At 32.8% G+C, this 26809-nt stretch carries 25 protein-coding genes; 1 reads left to right on the top strand and 24 read right to left on the bottom strand.

Translation table 11 applies throughout. From position 1 onward, the window contains the following. Nucleotides 1–6 precede the first annotated feature (6 nt). From ACQKCJ_RS08315 to ACQKCJ_RS08230, 18 genes are all read right to left on the bottom strand, one after another. On the bottom strand, nt 7–753 hold the full coding sequence (locus ACQKCJ_RS08315; RefSeq protein ID WP_427401768.1) for a cytidylyltransferase domain-containing protein: 747 nt from the start codon (nt 751–753) through the stop codon (nt 7–9). Continuing rightward, complete coding sequence (locus tag ACQKCJ_RS08310) at nt 753–1769, bottom strand: Gfo/Idh/MocA family protein (RefSeq protein WP_427401767.1); 1017 nt, start codon at nt 1767–1769, stop codon at nt 753–755. Before ACQKCJ_RS08310 ends, ACQKCJ_RS08315 begins: the two co-directional genes overlap by 1 nt. Continuing rightward, the gene (locus ACQKCJ_RS08305; RefSeq protein ID WP_427401766.1) at nt 1769–2818 is read right to left on the bottom strand and encodes a nucleotidyltransferase family protein; all 1050 of its coding nucleotides are present in this window, start codon (nt 2816–2818) and stop codon (nt 1769–1771) included. The genes ACQKCJ_RS08310 and ACQKCJ_RS08305 overlap by 1 nt, the downstream gene beginning before the upstream one ends. After that, a complete protein-coding gene (gene neuC, locus ACQKCJ_RS08300; protein ID WP_427401765.1) occupies nt 2815–3918 on the bottom strand; it encodes a UDP-N-acetylglucosamine 2-epimerase in 1104 nt (367 codons plus the stop codon). Before neuC ends, ACQKCJ_RS08305 begins: the two co-directional genes overlap by 4 nt. Beyond that, the gene (gene neuB, locus ACQKCJ_RS08295; protein ID WP_427401764.1) at nt 3915–4937 is read right to left on the bottom strand and encodes an N-acetylneuraminate synthase; all 1023 of its coding nucleotides are present in this window, start codon (nt 4935–4937) and stop codon (nt 3915–3917) included. The genes neuC and neuB overlap by 4 nt, the downstream gene beginning before the upstream one ends. Nucleotides 4938–4939: 2 nt before the next feature. Beyond that, complete coding sequence (locus tag ACQKCJ_RS08290) at nt 4940–5563, bottom strand: acetyltransferase (protein WP_427401763.1); 624 nt, start codon at nt 5561–5563, stop codon at nt 4940–4942. Then, nucleotides 5553–6695: a LegC family aminotransferase gene (locus ACQKCJ_RS08285; RefSeq protein WP_427401762.1), complete on the bottom strand. Its 1143-nt coding sequence runs from the start codon at nt 6693–6695 to the stop codon at nt 5553–5555. Before ACQKCJ_RS08285 ends, ACQKCJ_RS08290 begins: the two co-directional genes overlap by 11 nt. Nucleotides 6696–6697: 2 nt before the next feature. Beyond that, entirely contained in the window at nt 6698–7885 is a 1188-nt protein-coding gene (locus ACQKCJ_RS08280; RefSeq protein WP_427401761.1) for a UDP-N-acetylglucosamine 4,6-dehydratase, read from the bottom strand. A 19-nt stretch (nt 7886–7904) separates the two neighbouring features. Continuing rightward, the gene (locus ACQKCJ_RS08275) at nt 7905–8978 is read right to left on the bottom strand and encodes a Wzz/FepE/Etk N-terminal domain-containing protein (RefSeq protein WP_427401760.1); all 1074 of its coding nucleotides are present in this window, start codon (nt 8976–8978) and stop codon (nt 7905–7907) included. Nucleotides 8979–8989: 11 nt separating this feature from the next. Further along, nucleotides 8990–11425, bottom strand: a complete 2436-nt coding sequence (locus tag ACQKCJ_RS08270; RefSeq protein WP_427401759.1) for an SLBB domain-containing protein — start codon at nt 11423–11425, stop codon at nt 8990–8992. A gap of 47 nt (nt 11426–11472) precedes the next feature. After that, complete coding sequence (gene rfbB, locus ACQKCJ_RS08265) at nt 11473–12519, bottom strand: dTDP-glucose 4,6-dehydratase (protein ID WP_427401758.1); 1047 nt, start codon at nt 12517–12519, stop codon at nt 11473–11475. A gap of 12 nt (nt 12520–12531) precedes the next feature. Next, nucleotides 12532–13539, bottom strand: a complete 1008-nt coding sequence (locus tag ACQKCJ_RS08260) for a mannose-1-phosphate guanylyltransferase (RefSeq protein WP_427401757.1) — start codon at nt 13537–13539, stop codon at nt 12532–12534. Between the two features lie 32 nt (nt 13540–13571). Next, the gene (locus ACQKCJ_RS08255; protein WP_427401756.1) at nt 13572–14885 is read right to left on the bottom strand and encodes a nucleotide sugar dehydrogenase; all 1314 of its coding nucleotides are present in this window, start codon (nt 14883–14885) and stop codon (nt 13572–13574) included. A 271-nt stretch (nt 14886–15156) separates the two neighbouring features. Then, nucleotides 15157–15624, bottom strand: coding sequence for a UpxY family transcription antiterminator (locus tag ACQKCJ_RS08250; RefSeq protein WP_427401755.1), 468 nt, complete (start codon nt 15622–15624; stop codon nt 15157–15159). A 78-nt stretch (nt 15625–15702) separates the two neighbouring features. Next, nucleotides 15703–17094: a UDP-glucose 6-dehydrogenase gene (locus ACQKCJ_RS08245; RefSeq protein ID WP_427401754.1), complete on the bottom strand. Its 1392-nt coding sequence runs from the start codon at nt 17092–17094 to the stop codon at nt 15703–15705. 21 nt (nt 17095–17115) lie between these two features. Continuing rightward, nucleotides 17116–18099, bottom strand: a complete 984-nt coding sequence (locus tag ACQKCJ_RS08240; RefSeq protein WP_427401753.1) for an SDR family oxidoreductase — start codon at nt 18097–18099, stop codon at nt 17116–17118. Nucleotides 18100–18112: 13 nt separating this feature from the next. After that, nucleotides 18113–18733, bottom strand: a complete 621-nt coding sequence (recR, locus tag ACQKCJ_RS08235) for a recombination mediator RecR (protein ID WP_427401752.1) — start codon at nt 18731–18733, stop codon at nt 18113–18115. Nucleotides 18734–18887: 154 nt separating this feature from the next. After that, complete coding sequence (locus ACQKCJ_RS08230) at nt 18888–19253, bottom strand: CoA-binding protein (protein ID WP_072960654.1); 366 nt, start codon at nt 19251–19253, stop codon at nt 18888–18890. A gap of 152 nt (nt 19254–19405) precedes the next feature. Here ACQKCJ_RS08230 and ACQKCJ_RS08225 point away from each other — a divergent pair, with 152 nt between their 5' ends. After that, the gene (locus ACQKCJ_RS08225) at nt 19406–20035 is read left to right on the top strand and encodes a MarC family NAAT transporter (RefSeq protein WP_072960650.1); all 630 of its coding nucleotides are present in this window, start codon (nt 19406–19408) and stop codon (nt 20033–20035) included. Nucleotides 20036–20126: 91 nt separating this feature from the next. On the opposite strand, the gene ctlX is transcribed toward ACQKCJ_RS08225, so the two are convergent. From ctlX to rplQ, 6 genes are all read right to left on the bottom strand, one after another. Then, nucleotides 20127–21062, bottom strand: a complete 936-nt coding sequence (gene ctlX / locus ACQKCJ_RS08220) for a citrulline utilization hydrolase CtlX (protein ID WP_427401751.1) — start codon at nt 21060–21062, stop codon at nt 20127–20129. Nucleotides 21063–21138: 76 nt separating this feature from the next. Then, on the bottom strand, nt 21139–22053 hold the full coding sequence (locus ACQKCJ_RS08215; protein ID WP_072960647.1) for a dimethylarginine dimethylaminohydrolase family protein: 915 nt from the start codon (nt 22051–22053) through the stop codon (nt 21139–21141). Nucleotides 22054–22118: 65 nt separating this feature from the next. Next, nucleotides 22119–23396 carry a citrate synthase gene (locus tag ACQKCJ_RS08210; protein ID WP_072960644.1) on the bottom strand — a complete coding sequence of 426 codons (1278 nt, stop codon included), beginning with the start codon at nt 23394–23396 and terminating at the stop codon, nt 22119–22121. A 155-nt stretch (nt 23397–23551) separates the two neighbouring features. Next, the gene (eno, locus tag ACQKCJ_RS08205; protein ID WP_072960641.1) at nt 23552–24844 is read right to left on the bottom strand and encodes a phosphopyruvate hydratase; all 1293 of its coding nucleotides are present in this window, start codon (nt 24842–24844) and stop codon (nt 23552–23554) included. Between the two features lie 100 nt (nt 24845–24944). Then, on the bottom strand, nt 24945–26063 hold the full coding sequence (carA, locus tag ACQKCJ_RS08200) for a glutamine-hydrolyzing carbamoyl-phosphate synthase small subunit (RefSeq protein ID WP_427401750.1): 1119 nt from the start codon (nt 26061–26063) through the stop codon (nt 24945–24947). A 251-nt stretch (nt 26064–26314) separates the two neighbouring features. Further along, nucleotides 26315–26803: a 50S ribosomal protein L17 gene (gene rplQ, locus ACQKCJ_RS08195; protein ID WP_271334613.1), complete on the bottom strand. Its 489-nt coding sequence runs from the start codon at nt 26801–26803 to the stop codon at nt 26315–26317. Nucleotides 26804–26809 lie beyond the last annotated feature (6 nt).

The raw sequence follows: 26809 nt of genomic DNA, 5'->3' as shown, positions 1-26809 counted from the left end.
AAAAAATTAGTTTTCTTCTTGTTTTTGTTTGTTAAAATTTGACCAATAAATATCATCTAGATGATTATTTAATTGATCCCACTCGTTTTTAATTATCGAATCAATCAAGACTTTGTCAGAAACATTTAAAACATCAATATTTGATATCACCTTTTTAAAAAAGTCAGCATCTGGTTCATAATCTAAAGTCATTCTAATTTTTGCTACTTCATCTGCAAATTTTAATTGAATAATATCAATCTCATCTTTATTAAAAATTTTCCCCCATCCAGTTTCTAATTTATTAGATTCAATTCCTTTTAAAGAATTCTCTAAAAAGTCCTTGCTATAACCAGTACTATTCATACCTAAAGGCAGTCCAGAAGTATATACCATTTTTGAACCGTTCATCAAGCTATCTATTACTAATTTTGATGCTTCAGTGGAGCATAAGATATCATCTCCATCTATGGAAACTATAAAATCTACATCAAATTTACGAGCACATTGCAAATGACGAAAAGGAATATTTTCGTCAGAGCCATAAAATACTTCTACATCATTTTCATCAAATATTGTTTCAAATTTTTTGTTTTCAGGCTTTATCGAAGTTGTAATAAATATTTTCAATTCATTTTTCTCAATAATGTCTTTAAAGGCAACCGAAAAGCGTTCTACAAGATGTTTTATCAAAGGTTTTGAATTTACTTCTATCAAATGCTTCTCACTTAATCTGGTTGACCCTAATCTCGCGGTAATAAAAATTCCTATCATTACAATTTTTCAATGACATTATTATCATCCGAACTTTCAACAGCATATAAAACTTTCAACACCTGATGATCATGTTCTAATGTATTTGGAAAGTCACCTTCTCTTTTGGCCGCCTTTAAAAAAGCTGCCATCTCATCTATATACATCTGCTCTGTTATATTTTTATTATATCCTGTTTGAGCAGATATAGTTTCATACTTTATTTCATCCCAATTACTTGTTTCAGGGTCATAAATTTTAATCATATTATCATCCCAATTCCAATATAACTGTTTTTTGTCTCCATTGATAGTTAATCGCCTGGTTGCATATCTAGAAACAACATCAACTGATAAATTAAATATTGAATTACCATAATCCATTAATAAATTGTATGTTTCATCAATATGCTCTGCCCCTTTTATTTCAATTGCATTTTTATAGAGACCAACAACTCTCTTTGGAAATCCCAAAACTAAAGTAATCCATGTTAATTCAAAAGGAACAATCTCTCTTCCTCCACCTGTTTCTTTATTAGAAACATAATAATCATTAACCTCTTCATACGTATGCCAATCAGGAAGATATTGTCCTGAATGATATAAAAAGTTAGATATTATACCAAGTTCCTCGTTTTTTACAATTTCAGCTATTTTTTTTATTGCCGGATGAAAAAATAAAGTACATGATGGCGCTAAACATATACCTTTTTCTCTAGATTCTATAATCATTTCTTCAAAATCAGTATCAACTACACTCGCTTCAATAAAAGCTGGTATATTTAATTCTAAAGCCTTCTTCATATAAATATGATGAATATCTGGTGGTAAGGAAATAACAAAAGCATCAATTTTAAAATTTGATAGAGCATCTTCTAAACTACTCACAACTTCTATTTGATACTTCTCCACAGATTCGCTTCTCCTGTCATCTCTTTTATCAAATCCGATTATATTATTTATTCCTAGAGCTTTTAAATTCCTCACCCTTCTTTTACCCATGGAACCTAATCCAATTATGAGTATAAAATTTTTCATCACTTAAATTTTATATAGTTTATATCTTTTTGTGCCTTCTCAAAATCCTCATGTTTACCAACATCTAACCAATACCCAACAAATGGATAGGAAATCACTTTTAAATTATTTTTAATTAGTTCTTCCATCAAATCTGTGGCATTAAAGAAAATATCCTCCGGAATATATTTAAGCATTTCTTTTTTCATTAAATAAATCCCTCCATTGGAATAGTAAGTATATGTTGGCTTTTCTTTAAAACTTTTAACTAGACCATTATTAGTTTCTAAAACGGCATATGGAATACTGACCTGATATGGAATAGTCAAAACTGCCAAATCAGCATCTTGTTTTATAAATTCTAAAAAAAATTGTTCGTAATCTATATTTGTTAATAAATCAGAATTAGTAACTAAAATATAATCATGTTCGAAATTATTAATTTTAGAAACAGCACCAATTGTACCTAAGGGCTCACTTTCCCAAACATATTCTATTTTAATGTTTTTATCATTTCCTTTTCCAAAATGGGTTTCGATTTGTTCTCCTAAATATTTTACAGATACCCAAAAATCATCGATTCCAAATAATGTTAAACGGTCAAGGTTATGTTCCATAATTGCCTTATCACCAACTTTTAACAATGGTTTTGGCTTAGAATCAGTTAGAGGCTGTAAACGTTGTCCTCTACCACCTGCCATAATTACCGCATCAATAGGTAAATAAGACCTAATATTTCTAAAATTAATAACATTTACAACTTTATGGTTTTCGTCAACTACCGGTACAATTCTGAAATCCCCTTCACGATACTCAATAATTTTTGCTAAATTATTTTCACCCTTAGTTATATATCGTGGATTATCCTGAATAATTTCATCAATATAACTATCAATTGTGAAACCTTTAATCAATCCCCTTCTTACATCTCCATCAGTAAGTGCACCAATTAATTTATCCTCTTGGTTAACTACAAAAAGAATAGCATCTTGCGACAATTCATTTAACAAAAGTAGTGCTTCTTTTACTTTACTTCCAGAAAGAATTAGATGGTCTTTGTAAATTCTCATAAAAATTCCTTTATAATATTAATTATATTATTGGCTGCATGATCTTTAAAATATATATTTTCACCCTCGTACTTTTCCAACTTTAATGCTTTATCAAAAGCTAAAACAATACATGATTCTTCAAACTTACAGTCTATAATATTACTACTTTGAGCTCTTCCTTTCTGTCTATCTCCAACATTTATCACATATTTACCAAAAGAAGCTGCTTCTAAAATACCACTTGAAGTATTGCCAATTAGAATTTTAGAATAATGCATTGCGGAAAAATAATTAATCTTACCAAAATTTTCAATTAATAGGACTTTTTCAGGTTTTTCGGTCTTTAGTTTTTGAATTTCCTTCCTATATATTGATCCTTGTGTATCTGCATTTGGCATTGTAATAACTACAAATATTTTCTCAGAAATAGTAGCTAAAGCATTTTTCATTTCCTGCGCGTATTGAATATTATCATTGGACGAAATCGTTTCCGGATGAAAGGTAACTAATGCAAATTCTTCACTAGGGATAATAAACTTTTCATAAAAAGCTTGTTTTTCTACAGGGATAAAACTCTTAATGTCGCTCAAACTTAACGCTCCAACCGTAAAAATGTTGTTATCTGAATTTGTTAAAGACCTAACTTTATCAGTAAACGTTTCTGTAGCAGTAAAATGCAAAAATGATGCTAAAGTAATTTGATGGCGATAAATATTATCTATTGCTCCTAATGTAGTTTCTCCTCCATGCAAATGAGCAAATTTTACTTCAAAAGGAATTCCTGCCTGTACGGCCGCACACATTTCAAAACGATCTCCTAAACATAGGACTAAATCGTATCGATGCATTTTCCAAAAATCTGCAAACTTTAATACCGTTAATCCATAAGAAGAAGCAATCGATTGCTCGTCATCATTTGAAATTAGAGAAGAAATTTTATGAATACAATTGTATTTGTCTTTTTCTATATCTGTTAAGGTATATCCATGCAATCTTGACAAATGAGTTCCAAAAGCTATAATCTCTATTTCAAAAAAATAATCATTTTTCATTTTTTGAAGCAAAGGAAGATATATTCCGTAATCAGCTCTTGAACTAGTTAATACACCTATTTTCATCCTATATCAGAAAATAAAAGTTTATCAAACTCATTTTTATCAACGACCAATTTTTTTCCAACTATATTTTCCCATTCCATCGGAGATATTCCATCTCCAGGTCTCAATGAAACTATATCACTATCAGTGATTGTATGTCCTTTTTCTAATCTCTTATTTATAAAAATACTTTTCCTTGCAATAGCAATATTTTTAGTCTCGCTTTCACTTGGTTTTTTGTCTCCATCTCCACTGATAGCCAATTCTATATTACGAATTGCCTTCACCATATTTTTCAATTCATCAGGCTCTAAAGATGCCACATGATCAGGTCCAGGTAATGTTCTGTCTAATGTAAAGTGTTTTTCTATTATTCTGGCTCCTATTGCAACTGCCGCAATTGGTACTTCAATACCAAGTGTATGATCTGAATATCCTATTTCCACATCAAAAGTCTTTTGAATAGATAACATTGCTTTTAGATTTACATCCTTCATTGGAGTCGGATATTCTGTATTACAATGCAGAATTGAAATTTTTTCTTTACTAATACCAAATTTCATTAATACCTCTAAAGCATTCTTTATTTCTATTTCTGAGCACATACCTGTCGACATAATAACGGGTTTTCCACATAAAGCAACCGCTTTTAAATAAGGATAATTTGTTATTTCTCCACTAGGAATTTTAAAAAAAGAAAGGCCTAAATCATTTAAATAATTCACTCCTTCTACATCAAAGGCCGTTGAGAAAAATTTAATATTTCTTTCAGAGCAATAAGACATTAGCTGTAAATGATCTTCATGACTTAACTCTAAATTTTTCAACATAGTATATTGAGAATCATCTCCGTCATTAATATTAACATTCTGATATTCTGCTTTTTTAGCCGATTTACTAACTAAACTATCTGCTTTAAAAGTTTGAAACTTTACATAATCAACACCGGCATCTACTGCAGCATCAATTAATTTCTTTGCTACATTAATATCACCGTTATGATTTACTCCAGCTTCAGCTATAATAATTACTTTATTCATATTTAAATTATTCGACCAGGATTACCAACTACTTTTTTACCGTCAGGCACATCATTGATTACAACAGTGCCTGCGCCTATTATAACATCTTTACCAATTACAATACCTTGCTTAATTACAGAGTTAGCTCCTACAAAAGTCCTTTCTCCAACTGTGACATTACCTGCTAAAACAGCTCCGGGTGCTATATGTACTGCATCATACAAAACACATTCATGCTCAATTATACAACCTGTATTTAAGATTACATTTTTTCCTATTGATGTAAATGCATTAACAACTACATTTTTATTAATAAAAGTTCCGCAACCTATTGAAGCATTCTTTGACAAATGAGACGTTTTATGAATAATTGTTTGAGTTGTTTTTCCTCTGGTTTCAATTAAAACGGCAACATTTTGTCTAATCTTATTATCTCCTATACCAATTGCGAAAGAAGCATCAGTTCTCCATCCTGTAAAAGTTTCTTCGTTTTCAAATCCTAAATACAACAAGTTATAAGGATTACTTTTTGATTCTTCTTTTTCTGAATATCCAATCAATTCATAGCCATTTTCCAAAATGGTTTCTGCCACAACATAAGCATGTCCTGAATATCCTATAAGAATTATCTTTTTATCTGACACTACTTGGTATATTTACAATTCTTTCTTCTAAAAATTCAGCATTAACTTGTTGGTCTCTATAACAGTGACTATACATTGGTAAACGATACATCAATTGCCAAATTGGCCTAGTCATTACATTGTTTTTGTTTGTTGTTTCCAAAAATAAATCTCGTTCGATTTTATTTTCTAACTCAACACACATTAACCAATAATTAGCTTTGGTTTCTGGAGTTTCTGTTCTAAACTTTATTCCCCTGGTAGCAAAAAAAGATTCATATTCTCTTGCTAACTTTCTTTTATTTTCTAAAAAACTATTCAACTGTTCTAATTGGGCACATGCCAATGCAGCGTTTAAATTTGGCATTCTGAAATTATATCCCATTTCGTCATGAACATATTCATAAGGGTGTGGGATCTTAGCTGTCGTAGTTAAGTATTTTCCTTTTTCTCCCAATTTAAGATCATTGCTAACAATCGCACCACCACCTCCACAAGTAACTATTTTATTTCCATTGAATGAAAAAGCACCTAACTTTCCAAAACTCCCGGTAGGTTTTCCTTTGTATTCACTACCTAATGATTCTGCAGCATCTTCAATCAATGGAATTTTCCAAGCATTACAAATTGCTAATAGTTCATCAAGATGTACTGGAAACCCAAAGGTATGCATTGGTAAACAAGCACTTATTTTATTTCCCGTTTTTTTATTATAACACCCATCTTCACGTAATTCACCAAATTCTTCCAAAAACGAGGAAATTGCTTTAGGCGATAAACCCATAGTATCTAAGTCTACATCTAGAAAAACAGGAGTTGCGTTTTGATATGCTATAGCATTGGCAGTTGCAACAAACGTTAATGCTTGTGTTAATACTTCATCTCCTGATTTAACACCCAATAAACGCAAAGCGACCTGAATTGCTGCTGTACCGTTAACAACTGCAACCGCTTTTTGAGTTTGCGTAATAGTTTGCATCATTATCTCAAATTGATCTACATAAGCACCAACTGAAGATACAAATGTAGAATCAATAGTTTCTAGAAGGTATTTTTTTTCGTTACCTCCAAATTTGGGAACATGTAGAGGTATAAAACTTTCTGTTTTATATTGTTCTTTTATAAAAGATATAACTGAATCAATTGAAGCCATAATCACATTTTAGAATCTAAATATTTACCTGTTTCCTTATGTCCAAAATTTGGAATCATTTTATGAAACAAATCAACTATTTCATCCTTGCTCCAGCTTTTATTTGATTTCATAATTTTAATTTTAGTGCTGAATCCCTCTAATTTTAGTGCATCATAATTAGCTTCATTTTTTATCACTCCTAAATTTTCAAATCGATCCATATCTAATACTTCAGTATCTGTAAAAAATTCTTCAAAATCTTTTTCTCCTGTTGTATCACTACTAGTAAACAGACATGGCCATTTTTTCTCTTTAATTAGTGCTTCAGACTTATCTCGAGCTTCTTCTTCAGAGCTGCAAAGATAGGCCTTGTAGCCTAATTCGTTCAAATATTTAACTGCAATATCTGCAAATGTAATTAAATGCAAATTTTCACTTAATTTAGGAAAGAAAACATCGCGGTTGTCCCCAAAAATACAAGACATTAAACAAAGCTCACCGGATTCTTTAGGTGTAACAAAATATCTTTTAATATCGCTTGGTGCTACGATTGGTTGTTTTTTTATTATTCGTTGATTAAAACCATGTAATAATGATCCATCTGAAAAAGCAACATTTGCAAAACGAGCTGTCGAAATTTTAATATGTTGGCTTTTACGCATCAAATACATTTCCATGATTCTTTTTGAAGCACCCATCATATTAACTGGATTAGCTGCTTTATCTGTAGAAACACAAAAATATTTTTTAGTCCCATTTTCGATTGACTGCTCTAAAGTTTTTTCTGTATTAAAAACATTTACATCTATCATTCTCATTAAAGTAAAAGGATCTTTTTCACTTCTAACATGTTTCAATGCTGATAAATTCAAAACATAATCATATTTCCCATCAGATTTAATAAAGGCATCATATTCAATTGAGCCAATATCTAAAGCAAATGTTTGAAAATCACCATCAATATAGCCAAAAGAACTTCTAATATCTCTTACAAGTTCTACCATATTATTTTCACTAATATCAACTACATGTAATTTAGCGGGATTTCTTTTGAATATTTCTTTCGTTACAGCTTGACCTATTGAACCTGCACCACCAATCACTAAAAATGAAGAAGACTTAACAATTTTGGACAATTGTTTTTCATAAATTAAAATATCACTTTCAAATATCTCTTCCTTCCTGCCTATCAATTTTAGAATGTTCATTAATATTTACTATATGTATTTATAATTTGCTAATCAATTTAAAAAATCTTCTTAATATTAAAGCTAAAACGGTAAATAAACCACCTAAGAAACCACCTAAGACTCCCCCCTTTATCTTACCGAATTTAACTTTATTCAAAGGCATTATTGGTTTATCAATCACTTGGATTAATGGAGTTTCCTTACGAAGAGTAACCTTTGCTAGTTCTGCCTGCTTTACTAACTCAGTCAAAATAGCTGTATTTGCCTGAACATCAACTTGTCTTCTCGCAGAAGGCGCTCTTCTAACATTAAGAGCTGGATTTAAATTAAAAGTATTATCATTAGCAATTGCCACACCAGTAATTGCACCGTTTAATTCTCCTCTAATAGAATCCACTTGACGCTCTAAAATAGCCATATTCAATCTTGCCTTTTTACTTTTAGTTTCAATGTAAAATTTACTAACTTGATTTGCTAAAGTTTCACAAAAGAGTTTAGAAAAAAGTTCATTTGTAGAGGACACATCGATACTTATAATACTTACTTTTTTATCTTTTTGTGCAACATTTAGAGCTCCTGTAGATATGTTTCGATAAATCAATCCCATAATACTATCTTGTACACGAGTAAATTTTTGTCGATTTGAATTTGGCAAAAATTTTATTTTAGACAATTTAGAATTCTTATCCCAATCTTTTCTCCATTCATTAATATCAATATACATGTCAACTAAGGACACAATCTTTCCATTTATATTTACTGGAGACAACATGGTTTTCTCGACCATTGATCTCGATTTAAATAATTCTGTTAGATTAGAACCTGTAAAAATTCCACCTCCACTTCCTCCTAAATCTAATCCAAATGAACTAGCCAAACCTAAAGCTCCACCTAACCCTGCTCCACTCTTTTCATCTTCCAATGCAAAAGATAACGTTGCGGTGTAAATTGGTTTTTTAATAAATGAATATGTTAATCCTAAAGCTGTTCCAATTATTCCAGCTAAAACAATGACTTTCCATTGCGATAAAAGATAAGAATACCACTCTCTACCCTTTTGTATTAATTCTTTCAACGAAATTTCATCGTTTTCAACAGGTGTATTATTCATTAAAAAATATTTTATTTAAAAGCTGTAACAATTAACAATGCTAAACTAGTCAAAACACTTCCGATTCCCACCCACTCTCCTGTACTCATCTTCTTAGTTTCCGGTTTTTCTGGAACTACAATTTGAGAGTCAGGTGTTACTTTTGGGTATGATCGAAAGAATAAAAATGAACTTGTAACGGAAGCATTCCCATTTGGATAAATAATATAAGCTTTTTTCTTCCAGCCTTTACTATCTACACCTCCAACTGCATTAATGTAATATTTAAAACCTTTTCCACTTCTATATGGAATCTCAGAAGTCAATAATACGTTTCCAGTTACTTTTACACCCTCATTATAAACAGCAACTTTAATCTCATCGCCAGGAAACAAAGTAACGTTTGAATAATGGTTTTTATCTTTTACAATTTTTTCCCAGTTAACTGGTATGATAGCAAATTTTAAATCTTCTTTAAGCTTTTTAGCTAACTTACCCTTTACTGAATCATTCTTTGATAAATTTAAATCTATACTTTCTAATTGATCAATTTGTTCTTGTTTGAATGGTCTTTTTATTTTCATACCATCTAGATTGGCAATAGAGGTTAATCCTCCTGCCCTCATCACAACGTTATAGACTGTTTCTTTTTTATTTGCCAAAACATATTTACCCGGATAACTTACAGCACCACTAACAATGACCATTTCCGGCTTTTCATAAATCGCCATTCTTCGAATATTAATAACGTCAAAAGGTTTTAAGACAAAATTTTTAATTTGTTCATTATTGCCCGCTGTAATTTCAAGTTCCACTAATTCAATACGCTTAGGATCAGCATCATCAATAACATCAGACTTTACCATTCTTGCAATTTCAACTCTCTTAGAGGCAGAACCTGTTAAACCACCAACCTGAACCACCAAATCATTTAATGTCAAGTTTTCAAAGTATTCATACACACCTGGATTTTTTACTTCACCATCAATAGTAACCTTATATTCTTCTCTAAAATCCAGAATAGAATATACGGTTACAATATCTTCTCTTTTTAGCTCTAAATCCGCACTCAAATCACCTGATAAAGCAGCACTTAAATCAACATTTACAATCTCTGTAGTCAAATCTGTTTTTAAACGAATAATTCTTGCTCTTTTTGTATAAGCATCTTCTTTCAGACCTTCTGCTCTTGTAATAAGATCAGAAATCCTCATTCCTTCACTATAAGAATAATAATCTGGTCTAAAAACAGCTCCCTCGATTTTAATACGATTTTCGAATCTGTTTAAAATTTTAGTCACTCTGAAGACATCACCAGATTGTGGTAAATAAGTATTGTATTCACTTTCGTTTATATCATGTACTTTGAATTCTTTTCCTGTTTTCTGCATTACATTTACTGATGCAGTATAAGCAAATTCATTAAAACCAGATGCAAAATTCAACAGGTCGGAAAACTTTTCTCCTTTTTTCATTTCGAAAATTCCCGGACGTTTTACTTCTCCTTCCACTGTAACTCTTTGACTATATGCAGGAATTCGAATAACATCATTATCTTTCAAACTCACATTATCAGATTGATCCCCTTTCACCAAAAACTTGTAGATGTCAACATTTTTATAAACTTTATTATTTCTAATTAATTCTATATTTCTATAACTTCCATTTTTTCCAGGCCCTCCAGCCAAATGCAAAGCATTATACACTGTTGCCAAAGAAGAAATAGAATAATTTCCTGGCTGTTTTCCTCCTACAATCGTTATTTTTATTGTACGAATTCGACTTAAACTTACACTGACTTGAGATTGGCCAGATGAAACTGTACTGTAGACTCTTGCAATAGATGCTTTAATTTTTTGAGTAGCTGCTTCAATTGACATTCCGGAAACTAAAATTTGCCCAACGTAATCTATAGTTATCTTTCCCTCAACACTAACAGGTATACTGGCATTGTATTCCTGAACACCATAAACGCTTACCTGCAATTCATCTCCAGGTCCCAGAATATAATTCATAGGAGTTGCCAATTTTAAATCAGGTTCAAAATTTAAAGTAGGATTATCAAACAATTCAGATCCAAAAATTAAAGCATTTGCTGAATCTTTTACTTTATTATTTTTAATTGTCTCTTGTTTTCTACCCAAATCGGAATCCTTATCTACTATTTTTGGCTTACTATTATCATTTGCAACTCCTTTACCATTTTTCTTTTCATATTCAGTAAGCTTAATTCTAAGCTTATTAAACTCTGTTTGACTCATCCCTTTTGACAAAGCGATTGGCTCCGCACTATCAATTGTTGCATTATTACTTTTTAATTGAGCACTAATTTTAGCCAAATCATCATCTGACAAATAATCGACTTTAACAGTACTTAAATCTTTAGATTTGAGTATGTCCTGAGCATTTGCATTAACTGACAATACTAAAATAAAAAGGAGCGTAAGAACGTATGTTATTTTTTTCATATGAAATTATAATTTAACCTATTTGGTTTAAATAAAATTACTTGCTTTTATGAATATTGTTTTTGATAATACTCTTTATAAGAACCAGAAGTCACATTTTGCAGCCACTCTCCGTTATTAAGGTACCAATTGATTGTTTTCTCCAATCCTTCTTCAAAAGTCACGGATGGCTTCCATCCCAATTCTTTATTAATTTTTGAGGCATCTATCGCATAACGTAAATCATGTCCGGGACGGTCTTTAACATAAGTAATTAATTCCTCAGAAGTACCTTCAGACCTTCCTAATTTCTGATCCATAATTTGGCACAGTAATTTCACCAAATCAATATTTTTCCATTCATTGAACCCTCCAATATTATAGGTTTCATGATTTTTTCCTTCATGAAAAACCAAATCTATTGCAATAGCATGATCTTCGACAAAAAGCCAATCACGTGTATAGTTTCCGTCTCCGTACACTGGTAATGGTTTGTTGTTGATAATATTGTTTATAAAAAGGGGGATTAATTTTTCCGGAAAATGATAGGAACCATAATTGTTTGAACAGTTCGTTAGAACATAAGGTAAACCATACGTTTCACCGTACGCTCTCACAAAATGATCGGAACTTGCCTTCGAAGCTGAATAAGGTGAATTAGGATCATAAGAAGTAGTTTCTGTAAAAAGACCTTCTACTCCAAGAGAACCATATACTTCATCAGTACTGATATGGTAAAAACGTTTCCCTTCAAAATTATCTTTCCATTGATTTTTGGCAGCATTCAATAAATTCATTGTACCAATTACATTTGTTTTTACGAATGCTAAAGGATCTTCAATAGAGCGATCGACATGGGATTCCGCGGCCAAATGAAAAACACCATCAAAATTATGCAATGAAAAAAGTTCATTGATAAAAGCCTCATCAACGATATCCCCTTTTATGAAAGTATAATTGGGTTGATTTTCGATATCCTTAATATTCTCCAAATTACCGGCATACGTCAAAGCATCTAAATTGAAGATTTGGTATCCCGGATATTTATTTACAAAACGTCTTACTACATGGGACCCAATAAAACCGGCTCCGCCAGTTATAAGAATTTTTTTCATTTTAAATTTCAATTAATTTAATAAATCTGAATTTATTTTTTCTAACTCACTATAAATATCTTTTACATCTTGTGAGTTTTCTTTTTGTAAAATTAAATTTGCCGTGTCGGTATATACGAAAATAGTGTTTTTCAAACCAAGAAAAGTAGTGTATTTACCAGAACCAATGACCATATTACCATTTTTATCAACTGGGTGATTTTTTGAAACCAGATAGTCATAAACTGATTCAAATGACCCTAAATCTGACCAAGAAAAAGAAGCAGGAACTACTTTAATTTTTTTACTTCGCTCCATCACGGCATAATCAATGCTAATGGATGGAATCTCTAATGATAAATTCAAATCTAAAAATCCATTTTCGCTTGCTTCCCAAACTGCTTTAGATTTTTCATATACATCAGGCTGAAATTGTTTTAGTTCCTCTAAAAGGACGATCGCTTTGAAACAGAACATTCCACTATTCCAAAGAAAATTTCCTTTTGCAATGAATTCTTTTGCTGTAGTTTGATTGGGTTTTTCACGAAATGAAACGACTTTATCTCCTTTTGATTCAATATATCCATATCCTGTTTCCGGTTTGGTTGGTATAATACCGAAAGTTACAATAAAACCATCCTCTGCTTTTGAAATAGCCTCATTGATTGCTTTATTATAATCTTCTATTTTATCAATGATATGATCAGAAGGTGTTACAATTAAGATATCATCAGGATTTGATGCAAATGCAGCAAAAGCAATCGCTGCTGCAGTATTGCGAGGTGTGGCTTCCACAATATTCACATAAGAAGTTTTGGTTTTATCCATTACTTCACCGCTCAAATGATGATTATCTACATTCCCCACAACCATCACCTTATTCGCTAAATAACTATTACGATCAACAGTCATCTCGAATAAAGATTTACCTTCAAATATCTCCAAATATTGTTTAGGTCGGCTTTTTCGGGAAAGTGGCCACAATCTGCTTCCTACTCCTCCTGTCAAAATTACATGTATGATTGAATTCTTTGCTTCCATTTTTTTTTAAAATAAAAACGAACTTTTAAATACTACAGCCTATTATCAGCTATACTACCCAAAACTCCTTTTACATCGTATATTAAACTATTCTCATTTTGCAACTCCGCAAAATTCAGCTGTAAAAATTCAGCATGTGCTACTCCTAAAACTAACGCGTCAAATTTATCGTCTGGAACACTATCAATTGTTATTAGATTATATTCTTTTTTTACATCATTCGCATTCGCAAGCGGATCAAATATGGTTACTACAATACCGTATTCTTTTAATGCTTTTACAACATCTACAATTTTTGTATTACGAACATCAGGACAATTCTCTTTAAAAGTGATTCCAAGCATTAAGAGATTGGCTCCGTTAACGGAAATTCCTTTTTTGATCATTAGTTTTACGATTTGTGAAGCCACATATTCGCCCATGCTATCATTCAAACGTCGGCCTGCTAAAATAATCTCAGGATGATAACCAAATTCCTGAGCTCTTTGTGCTAAATAATAAGGATCGACACCAATACAATGTCCCCCTACTAATCCTGGTTTAAAGGGTAAAAAATTCCATTTTGTAGAAGCCGCTTCTAATACTTCCTGGGTATCAATATTCATTAAGTTGAATATTTTAGCCAGTTCATTTACAAAAGCGATATTAATGTCTCTTTGTGAGTTCTCAATCACTTTTGCCGCTTCTGCCACTTTTATACTTGGTGCCAAATGTGTTCCAGCAGTAATTACTGACTTATACAAAGCATCGACTTTTAAACCAATTTCTGGCGTTGATCCTGAAGTTACCTTCAAAATCTTTTCAACTGTATGCTCTTTATCACCCGGATTTATTCTCTCAGGTGAATATCCTGCATAAAAATCTTCATTAAATTTTAATCCTGAAATTTTTTCTAAAACAGGAACGCACTGTTCTTCTGTAACACCCGGATAAACGGTCGACTCGTAAATTACGATATCTCCTTTTTTTAGTATTTTACCAACGGACTCACTCGATTTATACAAAGGAGTTAAATCAGGTCGATTATTTTTATCTACCGGAGTTGGAACTGTGATTATAAAATAATTACAATCTGCCAAATGGTTTAAGGAAGTGGTACAATACAATCCTTTTTCAGTGTTTGGATTCTCAACCAGTACTTTTTGCAAAGTAACATCATCTACTTCTAATGTTGTATCGGTACCTGATTTTAAAGACGCTACTCTGGATTCATTGATATCAAAACCTATTACTGAATATTTCGTAGCAAATAATCTGGCCAAAGGCAGACCAACATAACCTAAGCCAACAATAGCTATTTTTATATTTTCGATCAATTTGTACTCTTTTTTATCTATTTCAGTCATAACAATTCACGGCTTCGCCCTTCTGAGTCACAAAGGTTTGACACAGCTACTCTAAATTCATTTTCGGCAAATATAACATATTAAGTCAATTTATTCAATACGGTTTCCCGTAATACAGAAAAAACTAACAAATAATAAAAAATAAGAAATGCCAACCCCTTACCAATCAACACATAAAAAACGTCTTATAATAAAAAAACAGACGATAAAATTTCTATTTGGAGAAATTTTACCTTCTGTTGAATGCCAATAGTTACACAATATAACTAAATTATTTGTATTTTATTTTAAGCACACAGCCTAAAGATTCCAAAACCAGCGTATAATAGGTATTTGATATTTCCTGAACTACTGCATCCTGATTACTAAATGCTCCTGTCTCTAATTTTATACGGTCTCCAACCTGAATAGAAGCCACCGAAATATCACTAATATTCGGAGCTTTAAGACTAGTCTTTATAATTTCGATTTCCCCGTCTTTTACAATTGCAGGTTTCCCTAACCAAAACAAATAGCGAACCACACCGGAAACCTGAAAAACCGAATTTCTATTCCCGTCTTCTAACTGAACAAATACATAGGAATTAAAAAGAGGTACCTCAATAGCCTTTTTTCTGTCTGACCATTGCTTCATTTGAGTAATTAACGGGCAATAACATTCTATCCCAACCTCCGTAAGTTTTTCTGCAACTTTTTTTTCCCATTTGGGTTTTGTATACACTACATACCAATTCTTCATTTTTTCTTTTTATTGAAACAAAATTGCAAACCTATTTTCTTTACCTTCCATATTAGATCTTAACTCAATAGTTACTGATTAAGCGCCTATCCCTCTGTAAATAAAACCTATTGATTCCAGTTCTTTTGTGTTCAAAATATTTCTTCCATCAAAAAGAAAAGCAGGCTTATGCATCGAATCGTAAATTTTTTGCCAGTCGTAAGTTGTGAACTCATCCCATTCCGTAAGAATAGCAATGGCATGCGCTCCTTCGCAGGCTTTGTAAGGATCATCTAATATTGTTAATGCATTACTATTTTCTTCTCCCGATCTGGTTTCTAAATAATCTAAATCACTTAACATTTTATTTCTCGAAACTTTGGGATCATAAACAGCGATTTTAGCCTGTTCGTTAATCAAATCATCCGCCACATAGATCGCGGCAGATTCACGGGTATCATTGGTATCTTTTTTGAAAGCCCATCCTAAAAATGTGATTTTCTTATCAGCAACTGTGTTGTATAGAGTCTGAACAATTTTATTCGAAAATCTTCTTTTTTGATGATCATTCATAATAATGACCTGTTCCCAATAATCGGCCACTTCATTCAATCCATACGATTTTGCAATGTAGACTAAATTCAAAATGTCTTTTTGAAAACAAGAACCTCCAAAGCCAACTGATGCTTTTAGAAATTTCGGGCCAATCCTGCTATCCATTCCAATTGCTCTGGCTACTTCATTTACATCAGCACCTGTTTTTTCACACAACTCAGACATCGCGTTTATAGATGAAATACGCTGTGCCAAAAATGCATTTGCTGTTAACTTAGATAATTCTGACGACCAGACATTAGTGGTCAATATTTTATCTTTACTAACCCAATTTGCATAAACATCAACTAAAGCATTAATTGCTTCTTCACCTTCCGGAGTCGTATCACCACCAATTAAAATTCGATCCGGATGTAATAAATCGGTAACCGCTGTTCCTTCAGCTAAGAACTCCGGATTTGATAAAATCTGAAACTGAACTCCATTTCCTGTATTATCTAGAATACTTTTTATGGCCTCGGCCGTACGAACGGGTAAAGTCGATTTTTCTACTACAATTTTATTTTGTTTGGCAACTTTGGCAATTTGCCTGGCACAAAGTTCAATATATTTTAAATCAGCAGCCATACCTTTTCCTTTTCCGTAAGTTTTGGTTGGGGTATTAACTGATATAAAGATCACCTGAGCCTCATCAATAGCTTTTTCTACTTCTGTGGAAAAGAAAAGATTTCGTCCTCTTGCCTCAGCGACTATTTCTGAAAGTCCCGGCTCATAGATCGGAATATTATCTGTATTTGGATCATTCCAGTCTTTAATTCTTTGTTCGTTCAAATCGACAACTGTCACTTGAATATGTGGGCATTTTTGAGCAATTACTGCCATTGTCGGACCTCCAACATAACCTGCACCAATGCAACAAATTTTTGTAATTTTCATCTTTTACTATTATCTTGATCCTTATTTTAAATTATTCCAATACCAGCTGACCGCTTCTTTTAATCCGTCCTGCAAAGAGAATTTCGGATCGTAACCCAGCACTTTTTTTGCTTTATCGATACTTGCCAATGAATGCGGAATATCACCCGCTCTGTTGGCACCATAAACAATTTCGACATCTGCAATTTTTGAATCAAATTCAGCTAAATATTCTTTTAAATACCCCACCAAATCGTTTAATGTATTTCGGTCTCCATATGCAGTATTATAAACTGTATTTACCGCTTCCGGATTCTGACTTGTCATTGCCAATTCATTCATCTGTATCACGTTATCGATATAAGTAAAATCACGCGAATAATTTCCGTCACCGTTGATCACGGGACTTTCATGTTTCATCAATTGCATTACAAATTTTGGGATTACAGCCGCATAAGCGCCATTAGGATCTTGTTTTCTGCCAAAAACATTAAAATAACGCAATCCTATAGTTTCTATTCCGTACGTTCTACTGAAAATCTCAGCATATAATTCGTTTACATATTTTGTAATAGCATAAGGCGATAATGGTTTCCCAATGACATCTTCGACTTTTGGCAGTCCTTGCGAATCTCCGTACGTAGAAGAACTTGCTGCATATATAAACCTTTTCACTTTTGCATCGCGCGAAGCTACCAGCATATTCAAAAAACCGGAAACATTTACATCATTTGTTGTAATTGGATCGTTAATCGATCTTGGAACAGATCCTAAAGCTGCCTGGTGCAAAACATAATCAACACCTTGGACCGCTAAAATACAATCGGCAATATTTCGAATATCTCCTTCAATTAATTTATAATTAGGATTCTCTATAAAATCTTTCAAATTATGACGGTGCCCTGTCGCAAAATTATCGAGACAGATTACTTTATGCCCTAATCCTAAAAAATACCCGGACAAATTCGAGCCAATAAAACCAGCTCCGCCTGTAATTAAAATTGTATTCTGAGTTGATGTTTTCATTTATATAATCTATCTAATTATTTTTAAAAGTTTTTTCAAACGGAACACGATGCAAAATACTTCTTCCAAGTGTAATTTCGTCTGCATATTCTAATTCATCACCTACAGAAATTCCTCTTGCAATTGTAGAAATTATAATTTCTGATTTGGCAATTTGTTTATAGATATAAAAATTTGTGGTATCTCCTTCCATGGTTGAACTGAGCGCAAAAATAATTTCCACTACTGCGCCGGATTTTACCTTTTCTACTAAAGTTGAAATATTTAGCTGACTTGGCCCCACGCCTTCTATTGGGGAAATTTTCCCTCCCAAAACGTGATAAATTCCTTTGTACTGCCCTGTATTTTCGATCGCCATCACATCACGAATATCTTCCACTACACAAATCGTCTGATGATTTCGGACCGGATTTGCACAGATTTCGCAAACTTTTGTGTCTGAAATATTATGACAGCTTTCGCAAAATTTTATATCTGCACGCATATTGAGTAACGCCTGAGATAAAAAACCTGTTTGTTCTTTGGGCTGCTTTAATAAATGCAAAACCAATCGCAATGCAGTACGCTTACCAATTCCTGGTAATTGAGACATTTCGTTGACTGCCTTTTCTATTAGTTTTGATGAAAATTCCATGACTACAAAAATACTATTTTAATGTTTCTTTTTAGCCCCGATAGAAGTGGAAATCCTTTTTGTTTTTTTTCTTTAAAAAACAAAAAGATTGCAACGAATTGCTTCGCCAATTCGCACTTTCAGGCTCGGGTGCGGGATGAGCTCCTAAAAAAGTTTAATATTGATTTGTAGCTAATAAAACCAAAGTACAAGCTACTTCAGCCTTAATATTGTTTAATTCCAGCAACTGATAGAATTCCGGATTTTCTGTCCCAGGATTAAAAACCACTCTTTTAGGCTGCGCTTCTATGATGTAATTATAATAATCACGCTGGCGGGCAGGATTTAAATATAGCGTCACTGTATCAATGTTTTTTACAGGAATTGCTTTGGTATAAATTTTTACACCTGCAACTTCGCCTGTATTCTGACCAATTGCTAAAACAGTATGTCCTTTTTCTACTAACATATTTATAGCTCTAAAAGCGTAACGATCTGGTTTTGTGGTAGCACCCAGAACTAAAGTTTTTTTGTTTTTCATCATTTTAAAATATGCTACAAAAGTAATCAAAAAGAATGAGCTTACTTTAGGTTATTGATATAGAATTAATAGCATCAAAAAACAATATCCTAATATGAATTTACCCTGAAATATTAAAAATTGACTATTTTTACTTCACTAACTAAAACAGTATGGATATATTCATTTATTTATTTGCCGCTCTTTTTTCGGTATTAAACCCAATTGGCACTGTGCCAATTTTTGTTGGACTAACCCAACATGACTCTCAAAAAGAGCGTTCACGCATTTCGCTTTGGACGGCCATAAATGTCTTTATCATTTTGATCGTTTCCTTTTTTATTGGCCAATATGTTTTATCTTTTTTTGGAATCAGTATTGATGCCCTTAGGATCGCCGGAGGAATTATAATTGTAAATTCAGGATTCTCATTACTTTCCGGAAAATTCAACAAAAAACGCGGAATCAATAAAAAAATAGAAAACGAAATACAACAACGAAACGATATCGCCCTTACACCATTAGCCATACCAATGCTGGCTGGCCCAGGCTCCATTTCTTTATTGATTGCTTTTCATCAGGAACATAGCGGAATGAAAGAAATGGCTTTTTCGTCTTTAGCCATTTTTGCCATTGCAGTCGCAATTTTCGCTATTCTTAAAAGCGCACATTACCTGGCCCGAATTTTAGGCGCTTCAGGAATTGTCGCTATTTCGAGAATTGTTGGCTTTATTGTTATCTCTATCGGAATACAATATATTGTAAGCTCAATAATTAATATCGTAAAAGTAAATTTGATGTAACTTATTCCCTATTTTAAATAAAAAAAATCCAAACTCCAAAAGCTGAATATTTCAGTATGGAATTTGGATTTTTTTTTGAAGTTTCTAAAACTTAATTTCTCGGCAGGAAAACTTCGGCCATCATACATCTGGCGCTTCCGCCTCCGCAAGCTTCAATCGTATCAAGACTTGAACTCAAAATTTCAGCATGGTTTTCTAACTGAGCAATCTGTTTTGGGGTCAAACTCTGATGTGCAGATGCACTCATAACGATATATTTCTTATCATCTGTACCTCGAACTTCAAGCATATTACCGGCAAAATTATTTACCTGAGCTTCTGTAATCAGAATAATTTCTTTTTTATCAGCTTTTAAATTATCAAGAACCATTTTGCGTTCTTTTTTATCATCGATACAATCTGCACAGATAACCGCAAAAGTTTCCCCAAGGCACATCATAACATTGGTATGATAAATCAATTTACGTTCTGCGTCAACGGTTTGAAAAGCTTCGAAAATAACCGGCGCATAATCAAAATCTTCACAGAATTCAATAAACAATTCTTCATCAGCACGAGGCGATAAAGCGCAATACGCCTTAGCATTCGCTCTGTCTAAAAGCAAACTTCCGGTTCCTTCAAGAAAAAAACCATCTTCTTCTGCAGATGTATAATCCATTATATTAGCGATCTCAAAACCTTTGTCTTCAAGAATATCTAAAATATCTTCGCGACGTTCTGAACGACGATTCTCAGCAAACATTGGATATAGCGCTACATCTCCATTTTCATGAAAAGAAACCCAGTTATTTGGAAAAATACTGTCCGGAGTATCTGTATCTAAAGAATCATCAACAACTGTAACATCAACACCAACGGCTCTTAACTTTTCAACAAAAGCATCAAACTCTTGTTGCGCTTTTGCATTCACGGTACTTGGCAAAAGTCCGTCTAATACTTTTTGGTAGTAATTATTCACCGCAGTTTGCTCATTCATTCTGAAGGCAACTGGCCGAATCATCAAAATTGCATTTGTAGTTTGTTTCATTTTTATATTTTTTTCTGTTTCAGGTTTCAAGTTTCAAGTTTGTTGCAACGTGAAACCTGAAACTTGAAACAAATATTTAATCTCTAATTAATGGAAGCGTCGAACATCTCAACAACCCTTCCTGCTTTGCAATTTCGGCATACGGAATTTCTTCTACTGTAAAACCATTTGCACGAAGCCAATTGTTTAATCTTGTAAAGTTTTTCTCTGAAACCACTACATTCTCATCAATAGAAAATACGTTAGAAAACATATTATACATTTCGTTTCTTTCGATATGAAATAAGTTTTCTTTCCCAAAAAGATTCACTAAATACATATAGTCAGCTTCTTCACGAAAACCTCTTTTATAGATAATCCCTTTATCTTTTCCAACGGGCTGAAAACAGCAATCTAAGTGCAATGCATTATCACGAGCCTCAATTTTGGACTTAACCAAATCGAATTCTTTGACAATTTTATTGGGGAACAATTCTTTAATAAAATTAACACCATGCATATTTGTTCTTGCCGTGATGTAATCTTTATAATCACTTCCTTTATAAGTTCCGATAAAAATATGATCATTCCAAAGCATCACATCACCACCTTCGATATGAACTTCCACAGGTGGACGAACTACTTTCGAGGGATCTATCTGATCAATTATATACCCAATAGCATCTAACTCACGTTCTCTGTCAGGAAGTATATTTGATTTTACAAAAGTATCATCTATTACAAAACCAATATCTCTGGCAAAAATCTGATTGTAATTTTCAATCATTTCAGGACGATAGACCTTTACATCATATTTTTGAAAAACAGCATTAAAAGCATCCATTTCAGCAACCATATCCTTCTCGATAGGATATGTTCCTGCTTTAATATGTTCCAATGATTTAGGATCATAGGCTTCATCTAAAGATGGAGTTGGCCCATTATGAACAGCAGAACCCAAAACTACAGCACGTAATCTTGAGGTTTCGTTCTTTACATTTAATTGCAACATAACTTTATTATATTTTGACCAAAGATAAAAAAAGCTTCACAGTTAAGTGAAGCTTTAAAATATTTTTATTTGTTCGACTTAAAGTCTCTCAGCGGATGTCCAGTGTAGATTTGTCTTGGTCGGCCAATTGGTTCTTTGTTCTCACGCATTTCTTTCCATTGCGCAATCCAGCCCGGTAATCTACCAATAGCAAACATTACTGTAAACATATCTGTAGGAATTCCTAATGCTCTGTAAATAATTCCAGAATAGAAATCTACGTTTGGATATAAGTTTCTTGATTTGAAATACTCATCCTCAAGAGCTGCTGTTTCTAATTTTTTAGCAATTTCTAAAATAGGATCTTCAACGCCTAACGTCTCTAATACTTCTTTAGCTGCTTTTTTAATGATTCTCGCTCTTGGATCGAAGTTTTTATAAACTCTGTGACCAAATCCCATTAAACGGAAAGGATCATTTTTGTCTTTTGCTTTGGCTAAGAACTTCTCAGTATCACCACCATCTTTATTAATTTCCTCTAACATTTCAAGTACTGCCTGGTTTGCCCCTCCGTGAAGTGGTCCCCAAAGAGCAGAAACTCCTGCAGAAATAGAAGCAAATAAACCAGCATGAGATGAACCTACCATCCTTACTGTAGATGTAGAACAGTTTTGCTCGTGATCTGCATGAAGAATAAATAATTTATCTAACGCATCTACAATAACCGGATTAGCTGCATAAGGTCCTGTAGGCAATTTAAACATTAATTGCATAAAGTTCTCTACATAACCTTGTGTATTGTCGTAATAGTTCAACGGGTAACCCATAGTTTTTCTATAAGTCCAGGTTGCAATTACAAGAAATTTACCCATTGTTTTACAAATGGCTTCGTACATTTCTTTTTCGTTTTCAACGTTTACCGCTTTTGGATTAAATGCTGTTAAAGCACTTGTCAAAGCTGATAAAACACCCATTGGATGTGCTGTTTTAGGAAAACCGTCAATGATATTTTTCATCTCTTCGTTTACCAAAGTATGTTTTTTAATACCATTCTCGAATTGCTCCAATTGCTGAGCTGTTGGTAATTCTCCAAAAATCAAAAGATATGACACTTCTAAAAAGTTAGCTTTTTCAGCTAAATCCTCAATTGAATATCCTCTGTAGCGTAAAATTCCTAATTCTCCATCTAAGAATGTGATTTCACTTTTGCAAGAACCAGAATTTTTGTATCCGGGATCAAGAGTGATAATACCAGTTAAATCACGTAATTTGTTAATATCGATAGCGGACTCATTTTCACTCCCCGTGATTACCGGAAGTTCAATTTTTTGACCATCTACTTCTAATGTAGCTATTTTTGACATAATATATCGGAAATAAATCTTTAAAATAATAATTTATCAAATCTAAGGAATTTAAGACTAATTAAAAAAAGAATACTGCTATGAATTTGTTAAAAGTCCAAAAAAAAACCATTCGCAAAAACGAATGGTTTAATTATAACATATAACTCTTACAATTATTTGATCTTGAAAGCGTTTAATCCAGGAAAATAAGCAGTACTTCCTAACTCTTCTTCGATTCTTAATAATTGATTGTATTTTGCCATACGATCAGAACGGGAAGCAGAACCTGTTTTAATTTGACCACAGTTTAAAGCTACAGCTAAATCAGCAATAGTATTATCTTCTGTTTCTCCTGAACGGTGAGACATAACTGAAGTATATCCTGCATTTTTAGCCATGTTTACAGCTGCAATAGTCTCTGTTAAAGTTCCAATTTGGTTTACTTTTACCAAGATTGAGTTTGCAATTCCTTTTTCAATTCCAGTTGATAGACGCTCTACATTAGTAACAAACAAATCATCACCTACTAATTGAACTTTGTGTCCAATTTTCTCAGTAAGCAATTTCCATCCGTCCCAGTCATTCTCATCCATTCCGTCTTCAATTGAGATAATTGGATATTTAGCCACTAATTCAGCTAAATATTCTACTTGTTCAGCAGAAGATCTTACTTTACCAGTTTCTCCTTCAAATTTAGAGTAATCGTATTTACCGTTTACATAAAATTCAGCAGAAGCACAGTCAAGAGCAATCATAATTTCGTCACCAAAAGTATATCCGGCATTTTCAACCGCTTTTTTGATAGTATCTAAAGCATCTTCAGTACCACCAGCCAAGTTTGGAGCAAAACCACCTTCGTCACCTACAGCAGTGCTTAATCCTCTGTCATGTAAAACTTTTTTCAGGCTATGAAAAATTTCAGTTCCCATTTGCATAGCGTGAGAAAAAGAAGTCGCTTTTACAGGAAAAATCATGAATTCCTGAAATGCGATAGGAGCATCAGAGTGAGAACCACCATTGATGATATTCATCATTGGCACAGGTAATGTATTGGCAGAAACACCACCAACATATCTGTATAAAGGCAAGCCCAGTTCATTAGCAGCAGCTTTTGCAGCAGCCAAAGAAACTCCTAAAATAGCATTAGCACCTAATTTAGATTTATTTGGAGTACCATCTAAATCAATCATCAATTGATCAATCGTGTTTTGTTCGAAAACAGAAGTTCCAACTAATTCTTCAGCAATAACAGTATTTACATTGTTCACTGCATTCAAAACTCCTTTACCTAAGAAAGCTTTTCCTCCGTCACGTAATTCAACAGCCTCATGTTCTCCAGTTGATGCCCCGGAAGGAACAGCAGCTCTACCTAAAACTCCGTTCTCAGTAATTACATCAACTTCAATAGTAGGATTACCTCTGGAATCAAAAATTTGTCTTGCGTGAACTTTAATTATAATACTCATTATTTTTGTTTTTTATTAATAAATTATATTTTTTTTCGAAATTATAAAAATTTTTAATAGTAAAAATGCATTTTAACCATTAAACAGCTTTATTTATTAACTATATCGTTTTAGCAGTAGCTAGTTTTATATTCTCAACAAACTGATCAAACAAATATGATGAATCATGAGGTCCAGGACTTGCTTCGGGGTGATACTGCACTGAAAAACAATTCTTATTTTTCATACGCATACCCGCTACAGTCCCATCATTTAAATGAAGATGTGTTATCTCTAAATCCGGGTGATTATCCAATGCTTCTTTATTAACAGCAAAACCATGATTTTGCGAAGTAATCTCACCTTTCCCTGTTATTAAGTTTTTAACAGGATGATTGATACCTCTGTGACCATTAAACATTTTGTAAGTCTGAACACCATTTGCCAAAGCAATTACTTGGTGCCCCAAACAAATACCAAACAAAGGATTATCATTAGCCAAAATTTCTTTTGCTACTTCAATAGCACTAAAAAGCGGATCCGGATCTCCAGGGCCATTTGACAAGAAATAACCATCCGGGTTAAACTCAGCTAAATCTTTATAAGTTGAGTTATATGGAAACACTTTAATATAACAATCTCTTTTAGCCAGGTTTCTTAGAATATTTTTCTTAATCCCTAAATCTAAGGCAGAAATTTTATAGGTAGCATTTTGATCACCAAAAAAATAAGGTTCAGTAGTTGATACTTTCGACGCCAACTCCAGACCTTCCATGTTTGGCACATTGGCCAACTCTTTTTTCAAATCTTCAATAGAAGTACCATCTGTACAAATAACAGCATTCATCGCTCCATTATCACGGATATAACTTACCAATGCACGGGTATCAACATCAGAAATACAGATTAGATTTTCTTTTATAAAATAATCTTCTAAACTTCCCGAAGAATCTTCTCTTGAATAATTAAAACTAAAGTTTTTACAAACTAAACCTGAAATTTTGATGCTATCTGATTCAATTTCTAAATCATTAACACCATAATTTCCAATATGAGGATTAGTTGCAACCATAATTTGACCAAAATAGGAAGGATCTGTAAAAATCTCCTGATATCCGGTCATTCCAGTATTAAAACAAACTTCACCAAAAGTTTTACCGCTAATACCGATAGATTTTCCGTGAAAAATAGTCCCATCACTTAGTAATAAAATGGCGCTTTGTCGTGTAGTGTATTTCATTATTTAATTTGTATTGTTTTTAAACGTCCTGTAAAACCAGTAAAGCTTGCTTTATTTGTAATTAGATATTTTGCAAATTTACTTCTTTAAAACAGTGCTTCCAAGATTTTTTAAAAATTTCATTGATAAAATTAAAACCTAAGTTTCAAAATAAGTTATATTTCAAACTAATTTAAAAAAAAAAACCAAAAAAAAAGGATAAACTAAAAATTAGCTTATCCTTGATTTCTATAGAATCATTACTTTCATAATTATTCAGAAGCTTCAGTAGTCGTTTCTGACTCAGCAGCTGGAGCCTCAGAAGTCTCATCAGCTTTTTTTGCTTTACCACCACGACGGCTTTTTGCTTTTTTAACTTCTTTTTTACCTCCATTGTAAAGTTCATTGAAATCTACAAGTTCGATCATTGCCATATCAGCATTATCTCCCAAACGATTTCCAACTTTAATGATACGAGTGTATCCACCTGGACGGTCTCCAACTTTAGCAGCTACGTCTCTGAACAAGTCAGTTACCGCATATTTACTACGTAAGTAAGCAAAAACAATACGACGATTGTGAGTCGTATCTTCTTTTGATTTTGTGATTAAAGGCTCAACGAATTGTTTAAGCGCTTTAGCCTTAGCAACAGTAGTGTTAATACGTTTGTGCTCAATAAGAGAACAAGCCATATTAGCTAACATAGCTTTTCTATGTCCAGTCTGTCTGCTTAAGTGATTGAATTTTTTTCCGTGTCTCATTGCTAT

Source organism: Flavobacterium sp. NPDC079362, assembly GCF_050267765.1.
Taxonomy (GTDB): Bacteria; Bacteroidota; Bacteroidia; order Flavobacteriales; family Flavobacteriaceae; genus Flavobacterium; species Flavobacterium azizsancarii.
This window is presented reverse-complemented; position numbering and strand designations above follow the sequence as displayed.

Bases quoted from the DNA above. Each gene is read 5' to 3' on its own strand.
- ACQKCJ_RS08315 (WP_427401768.1), bottom strand. From the start codon at position 753: ATGATAGGAATTTTTATTACCGCGAGATTAGGGTCAACCAGATTAAGT.
- ACQKCJ_RS08310 (WP_427401767.1), bottom strand. From the start codon at position 1,769: ATGAAAAATTTTATACTCATAATTGGATTAGGTTCCATGGGTAAAAGA.
- ACQKCJ_RS08305 (WP_427401766.1), bottom strand. From the start codon at position 2,818: ATGAGAATTTACAAAGACCATCTAATTCTTTCTGGAAGTAAAGTAAAA.
- neuC (WP_427401765.1), bottom strand. From the start codon at position 3,918: ATGAAAATAGGTGTATTAACTAGTTCAAGAGCTGATTACGGAATATAT.
- neuB (WP_427401764.1), bottom strand. From the start codon at position 4,937: ATGAATAAAGTAATTATTATAGCTGAAGCTGGAGTAAATCATAACGGT.
- ACQKCJ_RS08285 (WP_427401762.1), bottom strand. From the start codon at position 6,695: ATGGCTTCAATTGATTCAGTTATATCTTTTATAAAAGAACAATATAAA.
- ACQKCJ_RS08280 (WP_427401761.1), bottom strand. From the start codon at position 7,885: ATGAACATTCTAAAATTGATAGGCAGGAAGGAAGAGATATTTGAAAGT.
- ACQKCJ_RS08275 (WP_427401760.1), bottom strand. From the start codon at position 8,978: ATGAATAATACACCTGTTGAAAACGATGAAATTTCGTTGAAAGAATTA.
- ACQKCJ_RS08270 (WP_427401759.1), bottom strand. From the start codon at position 11,425: ATGAAAAAAATAACATACGTTCTTACGCTCCTTTTTATTTTAGTATTG.
- rfbB (WP_427401758.1), bottom strand. From the start codon at position 12,519: ATGAAAAAAATTCTTATAACTGGCGGAGCCGGTTTTATTGGGTCCCAT.
- ACQKCJ_RS08260 (WP_427401757.1), bottom strand. From the start codon at position 13,539: ATGGAAGCAAAGAATTCAATCATACATGTAATTTTGACAGGAGGAGTA.
- ACQKCJ_RS08255 (WP_427401756.1), bottom strand. From the start codon at position 14,885: ATGACTGAAATAGATAAAAAAGAGTACAAATTGATCGAAAATATAAAA.
- ACQKCJ_RS08250 (WP_427401755.1), bottom strand. From the start codon at position 15,624: ATGAAGAATTGGTATGTAGTGTATACAAAACCCAAATGGGAAAAAAAA.
- ACQKCJ_RS08245 (WP_427401754.1), bottom strand. From the start codon at position 17,094: ATGAAAATTACAAAAATTTGTTGCATTGGTGCAGGTTATGTTGGAGGT.
- ACQKCJ_RS08240 (WP_427401753.1), bottom strand. From the start codon at position 18,099: ATGAAAACATCAACTCAGAATACAATTTTAATTACAGGCGGAGCTGGT.
- recR (WP_427401752.1), bottom strand. From the start codon at position 18,733: ATGGAATTTTCATCAAAACTAATAGAAAAGGCAGTCAACGAAATGTCT.
- ACQKCJ_RS08230 (WP_072960654.1), bottom strand. From the start codon at position 19,253: ATGAAAAACAAAAAAACTTTAGTTCTGGGTGCTACCACAAAACCAGAT.
- ACQKCJ_RS08225 (WP_072960650.1), top strand. From the start codon at position 19,406: ATGGATATATTCATTTATTTATTTGCCGCTCTTTTTTCGGTATTAAAC.
- ctlX (WP_427401751.1), bottom strand. From the start codon at position 21,062: ATGAAACAAACTACAAATGCAATTTTGATGATTCGGCCAGTTGCCTTC.
- ACQKCJ_RS08215 (WP_072960647.1), bottom strand. From the start codon at position 22,053: ATGTTGCAATTAAATGTAAAGAACGAAACCTCAAGATTACGTGCTGTA.
- ACQKCJ_RS08210 (WP_072960644.1), bottom strand. From the start codon at position 23,396: ATGTCAAAAATAGCTACATTAGAAGTAGATGGTCAAAAAATTGAACTT.
- eno (WP_072960641.1), bottom strand. From the start codon at position 24,844: ATGAGTATTATAATTAAAGTTCACGCAAGACAAATTTTTGATTCCAGA.
- carA (WP_427401750.1), bottom strand. From the start codon at position 26,063: ATGAAATACACTACACGACAAAGCGCCATTTTATTACTAAGTGATGGG.
- rplQ (WP_271334613.1), bottom strand. From the start codon at position 26,803: ATGAGACACGGAAAAAAATTCAATCACTTAAGCAGACAGACTGGACAT.